The sequence below is a fragment of the Nonomuraea sp. NPDC049750 genome (assembly GCF_040659625.1).
Classification (GTDB): Bacteria; Actinomycetota; Actinomycetes; order Streptosporangiales; family Streptosporangiaceae; genus Nonomuraea.
Genome location: NZ_JBFANB010000014.1, coordinates 97,318 through 115,210, shown reverse-complemented (window position 1 = coordinate 115,210; position 17,893 = coordinate 97,318). Strand labels below are relative to the sequence as shown.

Below are 17,893 nucleotides of genomic sequence, written 5' to 3'. Positions count from 1 at the left end.
GCGGCGGTCGGCTGCGACATGTATCTGGTCATATAACCGGCTTGTCGTCCACTGCGACGGTAGGCACCGCGGATCAGAGGCCGATCAGAGGCGGGAGGGAGCGCGAGGTGAAGGTGATCGGCGCGGGATTCGGCAGAACGGGGACGAGGTCGCTGAAGGCGGCGCTGGACCGGCTGGGGTACGGCCCCTGCTACCACATGTCCACGGTCATAGCCGAGCCGTACCGGGTCCGCCAGTGGCTCGACGTGGGGGAGGGCCGCGCCCGCGACTGGGACGAGATGTTCACCGGCTTCCAGTCGGCGGTGGACTGGCCCGCCGCCTCCTACTGGCGGGAGCTGGCCGAGCACTATCCCGACGCGAAGATCATCCTCACCGTCCGCGACCCGCGCCGGTGGTACGACAGCGTCAGCCAGACCATCTTCGCCGGCGCCCTGGCCGAACGCCGCCCGATGCCGATCCGCCGCCGCGTCATCCGGTGGCTGGTGGCGCGCCGGGCGCCGGACTTCGCCCTGTACCCGCGCATGGCCAGGGCGACCGTCATGGACCGGGTCTTCGACGGCCGCGTCGACGATCCCGCGTACGCCATGAAGGTCTTCGAACGGCACCTCGCCGAGGTCCAGGCGGCGATTCCGGCCGCGCGGCTGCTGGTCTTCGACGTCCGGGAGGGATGGGAGCCACTGTGCGCCTTCCTCGGGACGCCCGTCCCGGACGAGCCCTTCCCCCAGGCAAACGAACGCGAGGCGTTCCGGCGCAAGCGGACCGGCAGACAACTGCGCCTGATCCTGCGCGGGCGCTGACCGTCCCCGGCACCGGGCAGAATGAGAGGCGTGCCGCGACGTGACTCGAAATCCGCCTCAGCCCCGTGCCCATGCGGGCTGCCGGCGACCTACCGGGAGTGCTGCGGGCGGCTGCACCGCGGCCTCGCCGCCGCGCCCACGGCCGAGGCGCTCATGCGGTCCCGGTTCAGCGCCTTCAGCGTCGGCGACGCCGGATATCTGCTGCGCACCTGGCATCCGGCGGCCCGCCCGGCCCGGCTCGACCTCGACCGGGGGACACGCTGGACCCGGCTGGAGATCCTGGAGACCACCGGGGGCAGCGTCGTCTCCACCGAGGGCACCGTCCGATTCCGGGCCCACTACACCGACAACGGCGAGGCGGGCTCCATGGAAGAGCACAGCCGCTTCGTCCGGCACGAGGGCGCCTGGACCTATGCCGGGGCCGACTGAGGGAGAGCGTTGACCTACGACCTGTTGTCCTGGCTGCGCGCCACGATCGAGGGCGACAACGCGACGGCCGAGGCGGCGACTCCCGGCCCGTGGTCCTACGACCCCACCAGGGAGTGGTACGACGGCGACGACTTCGTCACCATGACCAACGGCCAGGAGTTCGTCGGCTTCGGCGACCCGTCGGCCTTCCGTGGCGCGGTCTGCATCACCGGCGACGCCGGACACACGCCGTCCATGAGGGACGCCGTGCACATCGCCGTCCACGATCCCCGTGACGTCATGGCCCGCTGCGCCGCCGAGCTGCGCCTGATCGCCGCGCACGGACACGGCGCCGGGGACGGAGACGAAGACGGGCGCGCGGACGGAGACGGGCACACAGACGAGGGGCCCTGCGACACACTGCGGCTCCTCGCCTACGGCTACCGCCATCGTCCGGGCTGGCTGCCCGAGTGGGCGCCACGCTGAGTTCGACGACCGGCGTTCGGTGAGCGCGGCAGCGGGTACTGGCCGCCCACTACCAGGAGGGGTTCATGGGATTACGGGCAAGGCTCAACAGCCGGTTCGGGCGTAAGGGGCGGCGGCTGCGGGCCACGGCCCGGCAGACCTTCGACTGGAAGGACCTGCGGCCGGGCCAGCAGGAGGCGATGGAACACCTGCTCGACGGGCGTGACGTGCTGCTGGTCATGCCGACCGGCGCCGGCAAGTCGGCGGTCTACCAGGTGCCCGCGCAGCTGCGCGACGGTCCCACCGTGGTCGTCTCACCGCTCATCGCGCTGCAGCGCGACCAGGTGCTCGGCCTGGAGAAGGCCGACGCGGGCGGGGCCGTCGCGGTCAACTCCACCTCCTCGGTCAAGGCGGGGCTGGAGAAGGTCACGGCGGGGGAGGCGGAGTTCGTGTTCCTGTCGCCCGAGCAGCTGGCCAAGCCCGACGTCGTCGCCCAGCTGGCCAAGGCCAAGCCGTCGCTCATCGCGGTCGATGAGGCCCACTGCGTCTCGTCATGGGGGCATGACTTCCGCCCCGACTACCTGCGGCTGGGCAAGGTCATCGAGCGCCTGGGGCATCCGCCGGTGGTGGCGATGACCGCCACGGCGGCGCCGAACGTCCGGGAGGAGATCGTCCGCTCCCTCGGGCTGAAGGACCCGGTGCAGATCGTCCGCGGGTTCGACCGGCCCAACATCCGGCTGGAGGTACGCCGGTTCGTCGGCGACGACGACAAGAGCCGGGCCCTGGCCGAGCACGCCGCCTCCCTCGACGGGCTCGGCCTGGTCTATGTCGCCACCCGGCGCGAGGCCGAGGAGTACGCGGCGCTGCTGACCGGGATGGGCCGCCACGCGGAGCCGTACCACGCCGGGATGCGGGCGGCCGAGCGGACGCGCGTGCACTCGCTCTTCACGGCCGGCGAGGTGGACACGGTGGTGGCCACCTCGGCGTTCGGGATGGGGATCGACCGGCCCGATGTCCGCTACGTGCTGCACGCGTCCCCGCCCGAGTCGCCCGACGCCTACTACCAGGAGATCGGCCGGGCGGGCCGGGACGGCGGGCCCGCCCGCGCCGTGCTGTTCTACCGGTCGGAGGATCTGGGCCTGCGCCGCTTCTTCGCCAGCGGCCGGGCGGACGCCGAGGCGCTGCTGCGGGTGGCGACCCTGGTGAAGGAGCACGGCGGCACCGTGCCCGTCACCGAGCTGCGCGCCCTGCTGGAGGTGGGCGCCTCCCAGCTGACGAGCCTGGTCAACCTGCTGGAGCAGGCCGAGGCGGTGACCGTCACCGACTCCGGCGACCTGCGCTACGCGCCGGGCGGGCCGCCGCCGGAGAAGGCCGCCGCGCGGGCGGTGGAACTCGACGAGATCCGGCACCGCGTCGACGACTCGCGCATCGACATGATGCGCGGCTACGCGGAGACGACTGGGTGCCGCCGCCGCTTCCTGCTGGAGTACTTCGGCGAGCCGTACGACACGGCCTGCCGGACCTGCGACACCTGCCAGGACGGCCTGGAGCCCATCGCGACCGGCGAGGGACCGTACCCGCTGCACGCCAAGGTCGAGCACCAGGCATGGGGGCGGGGCACGGTCATGCGCCGCGAGCCGGACCGGATCACGGTCCTGTTCGACTCGGTGGGCTACAAGACACTCGCCCTGGCCGCCGTGGAGGGCGTCCTGCGCCGCGCGGACGACGCGTCGTAGGCCAGGGTCACTTCATCCAATCCTCCAGGCCGCTCGCCGACAGGGGCAGCTCGGCCGAGAGCACGTCGATGCCGTCCGCCGTCACCAGCAGGTCGTCCTCGATGCGCGCGCCGATCCCGCGCAGCTCGGGCGGCACGGTCAGGTCGTGGGCGTGGAAGTACAGGCCGGGCTCCACGGTGAACACCATGCCGGGCTCGATGAGCGCCCCCTGGTAGGCCTCGGGCGCGGCCTTGGCGCAGTCGTGCACGTCCAGGCCGAGGTGGTGGCCGATGCCGCAGATCAGGTAGCGGCGGTGGTGCTGGCCGCGCTCCGACAGCGCCTCGTCCACCGAGACCGGCAGCATCCCCCAGTCGTCCAGCCCGCGCGCGATGACCTCCATCGCGGCGTGGTGGAAGTCGGTGAACCGGCGGCCGGGGGCCACCTGCGCCAGCGCCGCCCGGTGCGCCCGCTCCACCAGGTCGTGCACCTGGCGCTGGGCGGGGGAGAAGGTGCCGGAGGCGGGGAAGGTGCGGGTGACGTCCGCGGTGTAGTGGCTGCGTACCTCCACGCCCATGTCGAGCAGCAGCAGCTCCTCCGGCAGCACCGGGCCGTCGCAGCGCACCCAGTGCAGGGTCGGGGCGTGCGGGCCGCTGCCCACGATCGAGGCGTAGCCGGGGCCGTTGCCGTACGCCCTGGCGTACCGGTCGAAGGTGCCCTGCAGCCAGCGCTCACCCGGCCCGGCCACGGCGGTCGGGATCTCGGCGAGCACCGCGGCGAACCCCTCGACCGTCCGGTCCACGGCCTCCCGCAGCTGGCCGATCTCCCAGTCGTCCTTGATCATGCGCAGCTCGGCCAGTACCCGGGCGATTTCGTCGTCGGTGGAGAGCGTGCCGTCGAAGTCGGTCAGCGGCCTGACCGGCACGCCCAGCGCCGCCGACCACTCGGCCAGTCCGGGGGCGGCGCCCACCCACAGCTCCCCGTGGGCGGCGTCGGCGAAGAAGCCCGGCTCGCCGGGATAGGCGGGGACGGGCAGGTAGACGACCGCGTCGCCGTCCCTGACCACCGCCACGGCGTCCTCGGCCACGCAGCCGGTCAGCCAGTAGAAGTCGCTGCCGGGGCGGAAGTCGTAGGAGGTGTCGTTGCTGCGCACCGGCGCCTGGCCCGCCGCCACCACGACGGTCCGGCCGGGGAGCGCGGCGCCGAGCCGGGCCCGATGGGCGGCGGCGGCCTCCGCGGCGCCGGGGACCACGGTCGGGGTGCGGTCGGGGATGTCCCAGCCCTTGCCGATGTAGTCAGTGAACGCGGGAATGTCCAGCAGTTTCGGGGGCCTGCCGTCAGTCACCTGTGATGCCTCCTCCGATGTCACGCACCAGTTCGGTCAGCCGGGCGAAGACGCGCTCCTCGCCCAGGCCGTCGTGCTCGTACTCGTTGGTGACCCACGCTTGGGCGTTGCCGATACGAGCGGCGGTGTCCAGTTGCAGGCCGGAATCTACATACATGTCGTCGTAATACACGGCGGCGGCCAGCGGAACCTCGTTGGCGGCCAGGCGTACCGGGTCATAGAGCGGCGGCCAGTCCGCCCGCTCGGCCAGCAGCTCCACGGCCGCGCGGAACGGGCGCAACACCCGGATCTCCGCGAACATCCAGGGGTACATCATCTCCCCGGTGAACAGCAGCGGCCGGGCCGACTCGGCGAAGGCCGGGTGGCGGGCCCGCTCTTGCTCGGCGGCCCAGCCGGTGGCTCCGGGGCCCGAGCCGTAGATGCTCTCCTGGAGCGCGGCGAACAGCGGGTTGTCGCTGTAGGAGGAGCGGGCCAGCACCTGCTGCAGGAAGGTGTCCGTCACGTGCTCGCCGTCGAGCGCCTCGTCGAGCAGCCAGTGCATGCGCTCATAGCCCGGCTTCATGCCGAAGTCGATGCCGAGCGACTGCAGCCGCCGTACCGTGAGCACGTCGCCGTCGGGCAGCCGGACGTCCTGCGCGGCCAGCCGGTCGGCCAGGCGGCCGACGGTCTCCACGTGGTGCGGGTAGCGGCGGTAGAACTCGGCGTTCTTGGCCGCGACGCGGGGATAGGTACGCCGGTAGACCTCCGCCGCGTCCGGGTCCAGGCCGGGCAGCCCTCCGGTGACGTAGCAGGCGCGCAGCCCCTGCGGCGCCCGCGACAGGTACGTCAGCGTGAGGAACCCGCCGTAGCTCTGGCCCAGCGTCTCCCAGCGACGGCCGCCGAAGACGGTCGTCCGCAGGTGCTCGGCGTCGGCGACGATCGAGTCGGCGCGGAAGTGGGCGAGATAGTCGGCGGCCTCCCGCGCGCTGCCGAACGCGCTCATCACCCGCCCGTCGATCCGCGAGCTGCGGCCGGTGCCGCGCTGGTCGAGCAGGATCACCCGGTGCGTCTTGAGCGCCTGGCCGAGCCAGCCGTTCGTGCCGATCGGGCGCGGGCCCTTGCCGCCGGGACCGCCCTGAAGGTAGAGCAGGCACGGCAGGTCCTCGGCCGCCCGCACCGGATCGGCCAGCTCCCGGGCGAACACCGTGATGGTGTCCCCGCCGGGGGCGGACCAGTCGAGCGGCACCTCCACCACGTGGTCGCGCACGCGCATCCCGGGGATGATGTACGTGGTCAACGGGGGCTCCCTTCACGGCGCCTGCGGTCCCATTCGGGGTTGATGCGGGGGATGGCGGCCAGGAGCGTACGGGTGTACGGGTCCCGGGGGTCGCCGAAGACGCTCTCGACCGGCCCCTGCTCGACGATCCTGCCCTTGCTCATGACCGCCACCCGATGGGCGATCTGCCGGACGACGGCCAGATCGTGGGCGATGAAGATGTAGCTGAAGCCGCTCTCGGCCTGCAGCCGCCGCAGCAGCTCGATGACCTGGGCCTGCACGGAGACGTCCAGGGCGGACACCGCCTCGTCGCAGATGACCAGCTTGGGGTGCACGGCCAGCGCGCGGGCGATGCCGATCCGCTGGGCCTGACCGCCGGAGAACTGCGCGGGGTAGCGCTGGGAGTGGTCCGGGTCGAGCCCGACCCGCTCCATCAGCTCCCTGGCGTGCGCCCGCTTCCCGCCCGTCGGGGGGATCCCCTGGTACACCAGTGGCGCCATCAGGATGCGCTCCACCGTGTGGCGGGGGTTGAGCGAGGAGAACGGGTCCTGGAAGACGACCTGCACGTTGGCCCGGTAGCGGGCCAGCGCGGCCCCCTTGGCGACGGTGATGTCCTCGCCCTCGAACTCCAGGGTGCCCGCGCTCGGCTCCGTCAGCCTGGCCACCATGCGGGCGGTCGTCGACTTGCCGCTGCCCGACTCGCCCACCACGGCCAGCGTCTCGCCCGGCCGGACGTCGAAGCTGACGCCGTCGACGGCGACGAACTCGGCCTTGCCGCCCAGCGGCCCGCGGGTGACGAACCGCTTGGTCAGCTCGTTCGCCCTCAGCAGGGGCTCGCTCATGACATCACCTCGTCGATGGGGGAGTCGTCGATGCGCGGAACGCTGTCCAGCAGCATGCGGGTGTAGTCGTGCCGCGGATCGGAGAAGACCTGCTCGGCGGTGTCGTACTCGACCTGCTCGCCCCGGCACATCACCAGGACACGCGTGGCGATCGAGCTGATCACCGCGAGGTCGTGCGTGATGAACACCATCCCGGTGCCGCTCTGCCGCCGCAGGTCGGCGAGCAGGCGCAGAATCTGCGCCTGGACGGTCACGTCGAGCGCGGTGGTCGGCTCGTCGGCGATGAGCAGGGCGGGGGAGCAGACCAGCGCCATCGCGATCATGACGCGCTGCCGCTGCCCGCCGGAGAACTGGTGCGGGTAGTAGTCCACCCGCCGCTCCGGGTCGGGCAGGCCCACCTGCTCCAGCGCCTCGATCGCGACCCTGCGCGCGGCCTTGCGCGAGCGGCCCTTATGGGCCCGGTAGACCTCCTCGATCTGCAGGCCCACGGTGTAGTACGGGTTCAGCGACGACAGCGGATCCTGGAAGACCATCGAGACCTGGTCCCCCCTGATCCGGCGCATGTCCTTGTCGCTGCGGCCGAGCAGTTCGGTGCCGTCCAGCCGGATGCTGCCCCGGGTCACCGCCCCCCGGGGCAGCAGCCCCATGATCGCGAGGCTGGTCATGGACTTGCCCGAACCGGACTCACCGACGATGCCGACCGTCTCGTCGCTCCCGACGGTGAAGCAGACGTCCTTGACGACGTCCACCGGCCCCCGCGTGGTGGGGAAGGTGACGGTGAGGTCCTCCACGACAAGCAGGTCACTCATTTCGCGGTGATCCTCACTCTCGGGTCCAGCGTGGTGTAGACGAGATCGACCACCAGGTTGCCCACCACCACGAAGAACGCGGCGAGCAGCGTCACCGCCATGATCACCGGCTGGTCGTTCTTGGCGATCGAGTCGGCGGCCATCTTGCCGACCCCGTTGAGGCCGAAGACCGTCTCGGTGATGAGCGCGCCGCCCAGCAGGGCCGCGAAGTCCATCCCGAAGATGGTGGCGATCGGGGTGAGCGCGGGCCGCAGCGCGTGCCGCCGCATGGTGAGCATGGGCGGCAGGCCCTTGGCCCGCGCCGTGCGCATGAAGTTCTCCGCCAGCGTGTCGATCACGTTGGCCCTGGTCAGCCGCGCGTAGAGGCAGGCGTAGCCGGTGGCCAGCACGACCCAGGGCATCAGGTACGACTGGAACCACAGCACCGGTCCGTCGGAGAAGGAGACCGCCGACGGGAAGGGCAGGATCTGCAGCCACACCACCAGCACGTACTGCAGCGCCAGCGCCAGCACGTAGTTGGGGATGCTCGACCCGCCGAGGGCCAGCCCCATCGCGGTACGGTCCCACCAGGTGCCCTCCTTCACCGCGCTGAGCAGCCCGGCCAGGATGCCGATCAGCAGCCAGAGCACCGCGGCGCCGATCGCGACGGTGGCGCTGACCGGCAGCCGGTCCACGACCATCTCCCAGACCGACTGATTGGTCTGGAAGCTGTAGCCCAGGCACGGGGCCGCGCAGTGGATCAGGTTGGCCCCCGAGCCGTAGTCCCGGCCGACGAAGATGGCCGTCAGGAACGTCCAGAACTGGGTGAAGTACGGCTGGTCGAGCCCGAGCACCCCGCGAATCTGGTCGATCCGCTCGGGCGTGCACGTCTTCCCGCAGATCATCAGCGCCGGATCCGGCGACAGGGTGAAGAAGATGATGAAGGTGAACAGGCAGACCAGGAACAGGATCACCACGATGCCGGCGAACCGCCCGGCGACATAACGCGCCATCAGGAGGCATCCCCGGCGTCGAAGGCGGCACGCAGGCGGTCCCCGAGCACGGTCAGGGACAGCACGGTGCAGAACAGGAAGGCGCCGGGCACCGCGAAGTACATCGGGTCCACGGCGTACCAGCCCACCGAGCTGAAGATCATCTGCCCCCAGGACGGTGTCGGCGGGGTCACGCCGACGCCCAGGAACGACAGCCCCGCCTCGGTGCCGACGTAGCCGGGCACGGCCAGCGTGGTCATCACGATCAGCGAGCTGCGCAGGTTCGGCAGGATCTCCCTGAACACCAGGACGCCCGTCGAGGCGCCCGACACCCGGGCGGCCTCGACGAACTCCCTGTTCACCAGCGTCAGCGTCTGGCCGCGCACCACACGGGCGAGATACGGCCAGCCGAAGACGCTGATCACCACCACCAGCAGCACCGACCGGTTGCCCGCCGGCAGCGAGGACAGGATCGCGATCATGAAGATGAGGGCGGGGAAGGCCATCAGGAAGTCCATGATCCGGGAGATCACCTGGTCGACCCAGCCCTGGTAGAAGCCGGCCAGCATGCCGAGCACCACCCCGAGCAGGGTGGTGAGCGCGGTGGCCGCGGCCGCGATCAGCAGCGAGACGCGCGCGCCGTACGCGATGCGCGCCAGGATGTCGCGGCCGTTCTGCGGCTCCACACCGAGCAGGTGGTCGGCGCTGATCCCGCCCAGCGAGCCGCGCGGCAGCCCGCCGAGGTCGGTGTCGATGGCCGCGCTGTCGAAGTCGTTCGGCCCGTGACCGGTGATCGCGGAGATCAGCGGCGCGCAGATCGCCATCAGCAGGATCAGCACGAGGAAGGCCGTGCTGAGCACGGCCGCCCAGTCGTGCAGCAGCGCGCCGGCGACCCGCCGGGCCGAGGTGGCGGGCGCCACGGGGGCGCCCGCCGGTGGGAGGACAGTGGTGGTGGTCATCTTCGGCTACTTGCCCGGCTTGGCCAGCCCGACGGATACCAGGTCGATGCCCCCGGAGAAGGCGTAGGACTGGTACGCGCCGGCGATGTTGGCGCCAGAGACGATGACGTACTTCTCATAGGCCAGCGGCACGATCGGCGCCAGCTTCATGATCTCCTTGTCCAGCTCGCCGTAGGCGGCGTTCGCGGCCGTGACGTCGGTCATCGCGGCGATCTCGTCGATGCGCTTGTTGATCGCCTTGTCGTTGATCTGGGCGATGTTCTGGTTGCCCTTGGCGGTGATGTTGCGGCCGTCGAACAGCGGCGGCAGGAACGTCGCGCCGGACGCCCAGTCGGGGCACCAGCCGGTGATGGCGGCGTCGTGCTGCTGCGCGGGTGTGCCGATCACCTCGTAGAACGTGGAGGTGTCGATGTTGTTGATCTTGACGTCGATCTTCACCGCCTTGAGCGCCTCCTGGATGGCCACGGCGACCGCCGCCATCTTCGGGTCCGGCCGGGTGTCGAGGGTGAGGCTGAAGCCGTCGGCCAGGCCCGCCTCGGCGAGCAGCTTGCGAGCCGCCTCGGGGTCGGTGGGATAGGGGTCGTAGTCGACCCGGCCGGCGACCGTCGGCGGCTGGATGGAGGTGCCCTTGGCCGCCAGGCTCGACCCGCCCATCCCGGCCACCACGGTGTCCTTGTTGATGGCGTAGTTGATCGCCTGGCGCACCCGCACGTCGTCGAGTGGCTTCTTGGTGGTGTTCAGGCCCATGTAGGTGGTGCAGCCGTTGAGCCCGCTCAGCGAGCGCGCCTTGAGCTGCGGAGTCTGGACCCGTGCCACGGTCGCCGCCTGGATCGTGCTCCCGACGGCGTCGGTGTCGGTGCCCTGACCGGCCAGCATGCGCTCGTCGATGGTGGCCGCGTCCAGCCCGAACGTCCACTCCCAGGCGTCCGGCTTGGCCGACCTGACGCTGTCGGTCTCGGCCTTCCACTGCGGGTTGCGCACCAGCTTGAGCGAGGAACCGCGGTTGTAACTGGCCACCTTGTACGGCCCCGACGCGATCGGCTTGGTGTCGAACGCGGCCGCGGCGCCGGTGCCCTTGGGGAAGGGGATGAAGTTGGCCATGGCCAGGGCGCTGGGGAAGTCGGCGAAGGGCTTCTTGAGGTGGAAGACGATGGTCTTGGCGTCAGGGGTCTCGATCGTGTCGAGGTCGCCGGAGACGTACGGGCCCTTGTAGTCCTTGGGCGCGTCGAGGAGCAGCTTGGCGTACGGCGAGCCGATCCCGGCCTCGGGGTCGAAGCCGCGTGTGACGCCGAACTTCACCGCCTCGCTGTTGATCGGCGTGCCGTCCTCGAAGAACAGGTTGTCCTTGAGGGTGAAGGTCCAGGTCTTTGCGCCGTCGGAGGGCTTGCCCGTGTCGGTGGCGAGGTCGGGCACGATCTTCGTGCTCTCCGCGCCGGGGGCCGCGCCGAAGGTGGTCAGGTTCCGGTAGATGAGCCGGTAGAAGTTGTTGACGCCGCCGTCCCAGCCGCGGGCGGGATCCAGGTGGGAGAAGTCCGCCTTTAGTAGGAAATGAACGGTGCCACCGGTGGCGGGCTTCGCGGACGAGCCGGACGAGCCGGATCCGGTGGAGTTGGAGGGGGCGGCGCCGCCGCCCCCACAGGCCGCGAGCGCCAGCATGGCGCTCACCGCGACGCCCGAAAGCGCAGCCGATCTCCTCATGTCGCCTTCTTTCTGAATCAATCCATTAGGTGGGGGTCACGCGTTGCGGACCCACACCCGCATGGCCTCGGGGCTACGGTTGCCCCACATGAAGTACGGGACGAAGGTCGTGGTGACCGTCGTCTCCGGGGACGCCGGTTCCTGCGGCAGCTCGGGGTAGAGCTCCGCGGACGGCGGTGGTGCCGTGGCCGCCTCCACCTGGAGGACGACCGCGCCTTCCGACATGGCGGTGTTGGCGCTAACAATCCGTGGTAGGACCAGGTCGTCCACGTCCACAGGGCAGTCCTGCTGTTCGACGCAGTACACCAGCGGGCCGCGCGCCAGGCTGGCCGCGCCCCGGGTGGCGTCGAGGTGGGGGTGCGAGCCGTGCGCCCTGACCGGCATCGGCAGGCTCAGGCGTACCTCGTCGCCCGCCTGCCAGACCCGCTCGACACTCAGCCACCCGTCCCGCGCGGTGGCGTCGGCCGCCGCGCCGTTGACGGTGACCGTCACGTTCTTGGCCCAGCCCGGCACCCGCAGCATGATCGTGTACGGCCCGTCGGGCGCCCGGTCCAGGACCAGGCGGACGTCGCCGTCCCACGGATAGTCGCTCTCCATCGTCAGCCCGAGCGCCTCGGTGTCGATCCTGGCCGCGGCGTAGGCGGCGATCAGCAGCGCGCCATCGCGTTCGGCGGCCATGTGGTCGCCGAGCTGGGTCATCCAGCGCACGATGTTCGGCGGGCAGCAGGGGCAGCCGAACCACGGCCGGCGCAGCGGGTCGCCGCCGTCCTCCGCGCCGCTGCGCTGCTCGTGGTCGGGGCGGCGCTGGAGCGGGTTGTCGTAGAAGAAGGCGGTGCCCTCGGCCGACAGACCCACCGCGTAGGCGTTGTACTGGATCCGCTCGAACACGTCGAGGTACTTGGCGCCGCCGGTGGCCAGGAACATCCGCCACGCCCACTGCATGGTGCCGATGGCCGCGCAGGTCTCGCTGTAGGCGCGTTCGGACGGCAGTTCGTAGCGGTCGCCGATGGCCTCGTCGGAGTGGCGGCTGCCCAGTCCGCCGGTGACGTAGAGCTTGGTGGCCACCATGTCGTCCCACAGCCGCTCCAGCGCCTCGAACAGGGAGCGGTCTCCCGTTTCGAGGTACACGTCGGCGGCGCCGGCGGCCAGGTAGGCCATGCGCACGGCGTGGCCGGTCACCGAGGGCAGGTCGCGGAAGGGCAGGTGGTCCTGGAAGTACTCGGCGGTAAAGATGCTGTGCTTCAGGTGCCCGTGGCCGCGCCGGTCGACGAACAGCCGGGCCTGGGTGAGATAGGCGCGCTCACCCGTCTCCCTGAACAGCTCGACCAGCGCCATCTCCACTTCCGGGTGGCCGCAGACGGCCTCCTCGCGGCCCTCGCCGTAGCGGGCCACGACCAGGTCGGCGAACTTGACCGCCACCGCGAGCAACCGCCGGTCGCCCAGGTGCCGGGCGGCGGCGACGGCGGCCTGGATGAGGTGGCCCAGGTTGTACAGCTCGTGCCCCCAGGCCAGGTCCTCCCATGGCTTCTTGGCGGCGGCCGGGTCCTGGAAGAAGGAGTTCAGGTACCCGTCGTCCGCCTGGACCCGCTCCAGCAGACCGACGACCTCCTCGTAGAACTCCCGTACGGGCTCGGCCGCGGTGCCCGTGGCCAGCTCGTACGCCAGCCCTTCGAGCGTCTTGTACAGGTCGGTGTCGAGGAACGGGTAACGGCCCCGGTACGGGGGCGGGTCGTCCACCAGCAGGCGGCTGAGGTTGTCCACGTTCCCGGCGGCACGCAGCCGCTCGATGGCGTGGGGGACCGTGGCCGCGCTGTTCCTGAGCTGCCAGGCATGCAGCAGGCCGCCCACGATGCGGACGGCGACCGGCTTGACGTGCTCGGACACCAGCTCTTCATCAGTAATGTGTGGCATTGCACTGAACGATAGGTGTCTGGCGGGTGGACTGCCAAGGGTTACGGCGAGGAATTCATTCGCCGTAACCAGACCGTAAACCGGGAAAGGGTTTGTCCGCGTCGTTTACCGCAGGCGTACGCAGTCGGGGTCGAGCCCCTCGACGCCGCCCACACCCAGCAGTTGCAGGGTGCGGACCAGCTCGGCGCGCAGCATGGCCAGCACCCGGTCCACGCCGGGCTCACCGCCCGCCATCAGCCCGTACAGGTAGGCCCGGCCGACGAAGCAGGCCCGCGCGCCCAGCGCCACCGCGATGGCGATGTCCGCGCCGCCGCGTACCCCGCCGTCCAGGAACACCTCCGTGCGGTCACCGACCGCGGCCACCACCTCGGGCAGCAGCTCCAGCGGGGTGGGGGCGCGGTCCAGCTGCCGCCCGCCGTGGTTGGAGACGACCAGCCCGTCCACTCCCACGGCCGTCAGATCCTTGGCGTCGTCCACCCGCTGCACGCCCTTGACCAGCAGCCGGCCCGGCCAGACCGACCGGATCCACTCCAGGTCCCGCAGGGTCACCGTCGGATCGAACATCAGGTTCGTGATCCCCGCCAGGTCGTCCGGCGCGCCGTCGACCGTGGCGAAGCGCAGCGGCTCGCTGGTGATGAAGTCGAACCACCAGGCCGGACGGCTCAGCGCCTGCAGCACGCCACGCCAGCGCAGCGCGGGCGGCATCGTCATGCCGTGCCGCACGTCACGCAGCCGCGCCCCCGCCACCGGCACGTCCACGGTGACGACCAGCACGTCCATGCCCGCCTCACGGGCCCGGTCGAGCGTCTCCTGACTGCGCCCCCGGTCGCGCACGACATAGAGCTGGAACCAGTTCCAGCCGTCCGGCGCCGCCGCCACCACCTCCTCGGGCGTCGTGGTCCCCATCGTGGACAGCGTGTATGGCACCGCCGCCCGCGCCGCCGCCCTGGCCACGGCCCGCTCGCCCTCGCGGTGCATCATCCGGGTGAAGCCGGTGGGCGCGAGCACGACCGGCATCGAGATCCGCTTGCCGAGCACCTCCACCGATGTGGGCGCCTCGGAGACGTCCCGCAGCACCCGTGGCCGCAGCTCGGCCCGCGCGAAGGCCGCCACCGACCTGGCCAGCGACCGCTCCGCCTCGGCCGCGCCGTCGACGTAGTCGAACACCACCCGTGGGGCGCGCCGCCACGCCAGCCGCCGCATGTCCGCCAGATCGGCCACCGCCGCCAGCCGCCGCTCCCGCGACGGGAACAGCCGCGGCCGGGGCGGGAGTACGGCACGCAGTTCCTGCCAACGGGGCAGGCGCCGGGGATCCCTCGCCGTCGGCTCCATGCCAAGAACGCTATCAAGCCGGTATATCCCGGTATACAGCCCGCACACATGCGCTTCCGATGAGTGCGCGCCCCCGCTCGCCGGCCTCTCGCCCAGCACCGCGCTCGTGAGTCGCCGGGTGGGGTGATCTACGGTGGTCTCCATGCGCGAGGACTGGCTCACCCTGGTGACGGATTCCGCGGCGGCCAGGGCCACCGGCGCGGAGCTGGTCGCCCGCTGGGCCGAGCCGCACCGCCGCTACCACACACTCGCCCACCTCGCCGCCGTGCTCGCCGCGATCGACCGGCTCGCCGACGCCGCCGCCGACCCCGTCGCGGTACGGCTGGCCGCCTGGTTCCACGACGCCGTCTACGACGGGCGGCCGGGCTGGGACGAGGAGCGCAGCGCCCAGCTGGCCCAGGCGCGGCTGCCCCGTTGCGGCGTGCCCGCCGACCGGGTCGCCGAGGTGGCCAGGCTGGTGCGGCTGACGGCCGCGCACGACACGCTGGCCGAGGGCGACCGCGACGGCGCCGTCCTGTGCGACGCCGACCTGGCGGTCCTGGGCGGTCCGGACTACGAGCCCTACACGGCGCGGATCCGCCAGGAGTACGCGCACGTGCCCGACGAGCTCTTCCGCCAGGGGCGGGCCGCGGTGTTGCGCAGGCTCCTGGCCGTACCCCGGCTCTATCGCACGGACGAGGCGTACACGCTGTGGGAGGAGCGCGCACGGGCCAACATGAGCGCCGAGCTAGTGGCGCTTGCGGCGGCGCAGGCCGCCGGCGATGAGGCGGCGCAGTAGCTCGCGCGAGCTGACCGCCTCCGCGCCCAGCTCCACGGCACGGGCGTGCACGGTCTCCGGCACGTCGTAGTGGTCCCGGTCGAAGGCCCGCTCCGGCACGCCGAGCCGGAGCGCGAAGGCGTGCAGCTCGTCCAGGGAGCTGTCGCTGACCAGATGCGACCACATGAGGCCGCGCGGCCCCGGCCAGGCTGGGGGATCAATAAGGACCGTCACGACGTCAAGGTTAAGAGGTAAAGGGTAGGACCCTGCCGCGCACGGCCAGCTCGGCGAGGTCCTTCACCACCACGTCCGCGCCCTGGGCGTTCAGCTCGGTGGTCTCGCCGTGCCGGTCGACCGCGACGACGAGCCCGAAGCCGCCCTTGCGGCCCGCCTCGATGCCCGGCAGGGTGGCCTCCACCAGGGCCGCCTTGGGCGCGGGCAGCGCCAGGCGGCGCACCGCCTCCAGGAACAGCGCGGGGTCCGGCTTGCCCGGCAGGTTCATCAGGGCCGCGTCGTTGCCGTCGACCACCACGTCGAACAGGTGCAGCACGCCCGCCGAGCCGACCAGCCTGCGGCCGTGCAGGCTGGCGGAGACGGCCGCCGTGCGCGCCCCCCGCTGGCGCAGCTCGTGCAGCAGCGCCACGGTCGAGGGGAAGGCGGCCACCCCGTACTTGTCCACCTGCGACATGAACAGCCGGTCCTTGGCCAGGCCCAGGCCGTGCACGGTGGGCGCACCCACCTCGTCGTCGGGGGCGCCCTCCGGCAGCGTGATGCCGCGTGAGGCGAGGAAGGTACGGACGCCGTCCAGCCGTGGACGGCCGTCGACATGCCGCAGGTAGTCGTCGCGGATGTCGAAAGGCGCCGAGCGGCCGCGCAGGAACGCGTCGAAGACGTGCTTCCAGGCGGCCGCGTGCCCCCGAGCGGTGTCGGTGACCACGCCGTCGGTGTCGAACACGACGGCGCTGATCGTGGTCAGGTCGATGACGGGCTCGTTCACTCTGTGAACGTAACCGCTCTACCACGCTACGGGTAGCTTCTCCACGCCATAGACGATGGCGAGCTTTCTGAACGGCACCTCACCCGCCACCCGGAGCCCCGGAAAACGCCGCAGCAGCGCGGGAAAGGCGATCCGCATCTCCATCTGGGCCAGGGGCGCCCCGACGCAGCGGTGGATGCCGTGGCCGAAGGCCAGGTGCGAGCCCGCCGTCGGGCGCTCCGGCCGGACCTCCTCGATCCCCTCGCCGAGGTGGGGGTCGCGGTTGGCCGCCGTGAGCGAGCAGAGCACCATCTCGCCCTTCTTGATCGAGTGGCCGAACAGCTCCAGGTCCTCGCGGGCGAAGCGGGGGAAGGCCACCTGCACCACGGTCATGTAGCGCAGCAGTTCCTCGACCATCTGCTCGGCGTAGCGGTCGTCCTCGCGTACCCGGGCGGCCTGCTCGGGGTTCTCCAGCAGCCAGAGCGTGCCCAGCGCGAGCATGCTCGTGCTGGTGTCGTGGCCGCCGGTGAGCAGGCCGTCGGCCATGCTGGCCAGCGTCCGGTCGTCGAGGTCGTCGCCGTGCTCGCGCAGCAGCTCCCCGAGCAGGCCCTCACCGGGGTTCAGCCGTTCGCGGGCGACCAGGTCCGTCAGGTACGCCATCGCGTCGTTGATCGCCTGAAGGGACGCCTCGGGCCCGGCGGTGAGGTCGAAACGGTTCGTGCTGATCTTCAGGAATTCGGACCGTTCCTCGTACGGCACACCCAGCAGTTCGCACACGACCAGAGAGGGGATCGGCAGCGCGAACGACTCCACCAAATCGGCCTCTGACCCGCTGGCCGCCATCCGGTCCAGGCACTCCTCGACCAGGGCCTCGATGCGCGGCACCAGCCTGCGCAGGCGGTGCACGGTGAACTCCGGCGTCAGGTACTTGCGCAGTCTGGTGTGCTCAGGCGGATCGCGGAAGCCGAGGCCGCCCGGATCCTCCTGATTAGTGCCCAGACCGATCACGTTGCCGAAGTCGTTGCTGAACCGTTCATGGTCGGCGAGCACGCTGCGCACGTCGTCGTAGCGGGTGACCAGATAGACCGTCTGGTCTCCCGGGATCGACATCGGGAACACCGGCTGCTCGGTGCGGATGCGGCCGAGCTCGGCCACCGGGTCGAAGCCCTCGCGCATGAACTGGACGAGCGGGAACTCTGAGTCTGACATCGAAATCCGTCCTGCTGGGATACATCACACTTTGTTGGGATAAATCCCTACATAGATGGTCCCATCCGCAGGACGCGATCTGGCCAGGCTCAGCCGAGCGCCGGCATGCTCGTGACCTCGTCCGGAGATGGGATCGACCGGTCGCGCGCCCGCACCGGAGGCTCGGGCAACAGGGCCTGCGCCATCAGCGACGGCGGCGCCGGTTTGGGCCGGCGTGGCTCGCGCACCCCGCCTTCTCCTCCGCCCGGTTCGTCGAACGGGAAATCCTCGTCGTCGGGGCCGTGCGGCTCGCCCGGACCGAACCCGGGCAGCCAGCTCGAAGCCCCACTGGGGAGAGCACGGCGTCTGCGCGATCGCTTGCTCACGAAGCCTCCTAGGCCGACCGGCTCCATTCTGCGTCACGACCTTCATGAACGCGAGGTCTCCTGTGCCGGGGGAGGATTGTGG

General features: G+C 71.2%; 18 protein-coding genes. 5 read left to right on the top strand and 13 right to left on the bottom strand.

The window, feature by feature from the left end; translation table 11 throughout:
- The first annotated feature begins 107 nt into the window (after nucleotides 1-107).
- The 4 genes from AB0J16_RS31920 (at nucleotide 108) to AB0J16_RS31905 (ending at nucleotide 3,406) form a co-directional block, all read left to right on the top strand.
- The gene (locus AB0J16_RS31920; protein WP_358546013.1) at nucleotides 108-797 is read left to right on the top strand and encodes a sulfotransferase family protein; all 690 of its coding nucleotides are present in this window, start codon (nucleotides 108-110) and stop codon (nucleotides 795-797) included.
- A 30-nt stretch (nucleotides 798-827) separates the two neighbouring features.
- Nucleotides 828-1,226 carry a YchJ family metal-binding protein gene (locus AB0J16_RS31915; RefSeq protein ID WP_358546011.1) on the top strand — a complete coding sequence of 133 codons (399 nt, stop codon included), beginning with the start codon at nucleotides 828-830 and terminating at the stop codon, nucleotides 1,224-1,226.
- 9 nt (nucleotides 1,227-1,235) lie between these two features.
- Nucleotides 1,236-1,691, top strand: a complete 456-nt coding sequence (locus tag AB0J16_RS31910) for a DUF6221 family protein (RefSeq protein ID WP_358546008.1) — start codon at nucleotides 1,236-1,238, stop codon at nucleotides 1,689-1,691.
- Nucleotides 1,692-1,756: 65 nt separating this feature from the next.
- Nucleotides 1,757-3,406, top strand: a complete 1,650-nt coding sequence (locus AB0J16_RS31905; protein WP_358546006.1) for a RecQ family ATP-dependent DNA helicase — start codon at nucleotides 1,757-1,759, stop codon at nucleotides 3,404-3,406.
- A gap of 7 nt (nucleotides 3,407-3,413) precedes the next feature.
- On the opposite strand, the gene AB0J16_RS31900 is transcribed toward AB0J16_RS31905, so the two are convergent.
- The 9 genes from AB0J16_RS31900 to AB0J16_RS31860 all read right to left on the bottom strand — a co-directional run bounded on the left by AB0J16_RS31900 (nucleotide 3,414) and on the right by AB0J16_RS31860 (nucleotide 14,504).
- Nucleotides 3,414-4,727 (bottom strand): aminopeptidase P family protein, encoded by a 1,314-nt coding sequence (locus tag AB0J16_RS31900; protein ID WP_358546004.1) that lies wholly within the window; start codon nucleotides 4,725-4,727, stop codon nucleotides 3,414-3,416.
- Nucleotides 4,720-6,003, bottom strand: coding sequence for an alpha/beta fold hydrolase (locus tag AB0J16_RS31895; protein ID WP_358546001.1), 1,284 nt, complete (start codon nucleotides 6,001-6,003; stop codon nucleotides 4,720-4,722). The genes AB0J16_RS31900 and AB0J16_RS31895 overlap by 8 nt, the downstream gene beginning before the upstream one ends.
- Nucleotides 6,000-6,824: an ATP-binding cassette domain-containing protein gene (locus AB0J16_RS31890; RefSeq protein ID WP_358545998.1), complete on the bottom strand. Its 825-nt coding sequence runs from the start codon at nucleotides 6,822-6,824 to the stop codon at nucleotides 6,000-6,002. Before AB0J16_RS31890 ends, AB0J16_RS31895 begins: the two co-directional genes overlap by 4 nt.
- On the bottom strand, nucleotides 6,821-7,633 hold the full coding sequence (locus tag AB0J16_RS31885) for an ABC transporter ATP-binding protein (RefSeq protein WP_358545996.1): 813 nt from the start codon (nucleotides 7,631-7,633) through the stop codon (nucleotides 6,821-6,823). The genes AB0J16_RS31890 and AB0J16_RS31885 overlap by 4 nt, the downstream gene beginning before the upstream one ends.
- Entirely contained in the window at nucleotides 7,630-8,625 is a 996-nt protein-coding gene (locus tag AB0J16_RS31880; protein WP_358545994.1) for an ABC transporter permease, read from the bottom strand. The genes AB0J16_RS31885 and AB0J16_RS31880 overlap by 4 nt, the downstream gene beginning before the upstream one ends.
- Complete coding sequence (locus AB0J16_RS31875) at nucleotides 8,625-9,563, bottom strand: ABC transporter permease (protein ID WP_358545991.1); 939 nt, start codon at nucleotides 9,561-9,563, stop codon at nucleotides 8,625-8,627. Before AB0J16_RS31875 ends, AB0J16_RS31880 begins: the two co-directional genes overlap by 1 nt.
- A 6-nt stretch (nucleotides 9,564-9,569) precedes the next feature.
- A complete protein-coding gene (locus AB0J16_RS31870) occupies nucleotides 9,570-11,261 on the bottom strand; it encodes an ABC transporter substrate-binding protein (RefSeq protein ID WP_358545988.1) in 1,692 nt (563 codons plus the stop codon).
- A 36-nt stretch (nucleotides 11,262-11,297) separates the two neighbouring features.
- On the bottom strand, nucleotides 11,298-13,172 hold the full coding sequence (locus AB0J16_RS31865; protein WP_358545986.1) for a beta-L-arabinofuranosidase domain-containing protein: 1,875 nt from the start codon (nucleotides 13,170-13,172) through the stop codon (nucleotides 11,298-11,300).
- A gap of 105 nt (nucleotides 13,173-13,277) precedes the next feature.
- The gene (locus tag AB0J16_RS31860) at nucleotides 13,278-14,504 is read right to left on the bottom strand and encodes an alpha-hydroxy acid oxidase (RefSeq protein WP_358545983.1); all 1,227 of its coding nucleotides are present in this window, start codon (nucleotides 14,502-14,504) and stop codon (nucleotides 13,278-13,280) included.
- A 142-nt stretch (nucleotides 14,505-14,646) separates the two neighbouring features.
- Between AB0J16_RS31860 and AB0J16_RS31855 the strand changes: the two genes are divergently transcribed.
- A complete protein-coding gene (locus tag AB0J16_RS31855) occupies nucleotides 14,647-15,282 on the top strand; it encodes a metal-dependent phosphohydrolase (RefSeq protein WP_358545980.1) in 636 nt (211 codons plus the stop codon).
- On the opposite strand, the gene AB0J16_RS31850 is transcribed toward AB0J16_RS31855, so the two are convergent.
- The 4 genes from AB0J16_RS31850 to AB0J16_RS31835 all read right to left on the bottom strand — a co-directional run bounded on the left by AB0J16_RS31850 (nucleotide 15,232) and on the right by AB0J16_RS31835 (nucleotide 17,811).
- Nucleotides 15,232-15,495, bottom strand: coding sequence for a DUF4031 domain-containing protein (locus AB0J16_RS31850; RefSeq protein ID WP_225298128.1), 264 nt, complete (start codon nucleotides 15,493-15,495; stop codon nucleotides 15,232-15,234). The genes AB0J16_RS31855 and AB0J16_RS31850 overlap by 51 nt on opposite strands.
- 10 nt (nucleotides 15,496-15,505) lie before the next feature.
- Nucleotides 15,506-16,258, bottom strand: coding sequence for an HAD family hydrolase (locus tag AB0J16_RS31845; RefSeq protein ID WP_358545976.1), 753 nt, complete (start codon nucleotides 16,256-16,258; stop codon nucleotides 15,506-15,508).
- A gap of 18 nt (nucleotides 16,259-16,276) precedes the next feature.
- Nucleotides 16,277-17,446: a cytochrome P450 gene (locus tag AB0J16_RS31840; protein ID WP_358545974.1), complete on the bottom strand. Its 1,170-nt coding sequence runs from the start codon at nucleotides 17,444-17,446 to the stop codon at nucleotides 16,277-16,279.
- Between the two features lie 89 nt (nucleotides 17,447-17,535).
- On the bottom strand, nucleotides 17,536-17,811 hold the full coding sequence (locus AB0J16_RS31835; protein ID WP_358545972.1) for a hypothetical protein: 276 nt from the start codon (nucleotides 17,809-17,811) through the stop codon (nucleotides 17,536-17,538).
- Between the last annotated feature and the right edge of the window lie 82 nt (nucleotides 17,812-17,893).

What these genes read in the sequence shown, in the direction of transcription:
- AB0J16_RS31865 (WP_358545986.1), bottom strand. Translation starts at nt 13,172, where the DNA reads ATGCCACACATTACTGATGAAGAGCTGGTGTCCGAGCACGTCAAGCCG.
- AB0J16_RS31860 (WP_358545983.1), bottom strand. Translation starts at nt 14,504, where the DNA reads ATGGAGCCGACGGCGAGGGATCCCCGGCGCCTGCCCCGTTGGCAGGAA.
- AB0J16_RS31855 (WP_358545980.1), top strand. Translation starts at nt 14,647, where the DNA reads ATGCGCGAGGACTGGCTCACCCTGGTGACGGATTCCGCGGCGGCCAGG.
- AB0J16_RS31870 (WP_358545988.1), bottom strand. Translation starts at nt 11,261, where the DNA reads ATGAGGAGATCGGCTGCGCTTTCGGGCGTCGCGGTGAGCGCCATGCTG.
- AB0J16_RS31840 (WP_358545974.1), bottom strand. Translation starts at nt 17,446, where the DNA reads ATGTCAGACTCAGAGTTCCCGCTCGTCCAGTTCATGCGCGAGGGCTTC.
- AB0J16_RS31875 (WP_358545991.1), bottom strand. Translation starts at nt 9,563, where the DNA reads ATGACCACCACCACTGTCCTCCCACCGGCGGGCGCCCCCGTGGCGCCC.
- AB0J16_RS31905 (WP_358546006.1), top strand. Translation starts at nt 1,757, where the DNA reads ATGGGATTACGGGCAAGGCTCAACAGCCGGTTCGGGCGTAAGGGGCGG.
- AB0J16_RS31885 (WP_358545996.1), bottom strand. Translation starts at nt 7,633, where the DNA reads ATGAGTGACCTGCTTGTCGTGGAGGACCTCACCGTCACCTTCCCCACC.
- AB0J16_RS31880 (WP_358545994.1), bottom strand. Translation starts at nt 8,625, where the DNA reads ATGGCGCGTTATGTCGCCGGGCGGTTCGCCGGCATCGTGGTGATCCTG.
- AB0J16_RS31890 (WP_358545998.1), bottom strand. Translation starts at nt 6,824, where the DNA reads ATGAGCGAGCCCCTGCTGAGGGCGAACGAGCTGACCAAGCGGTTCGTC.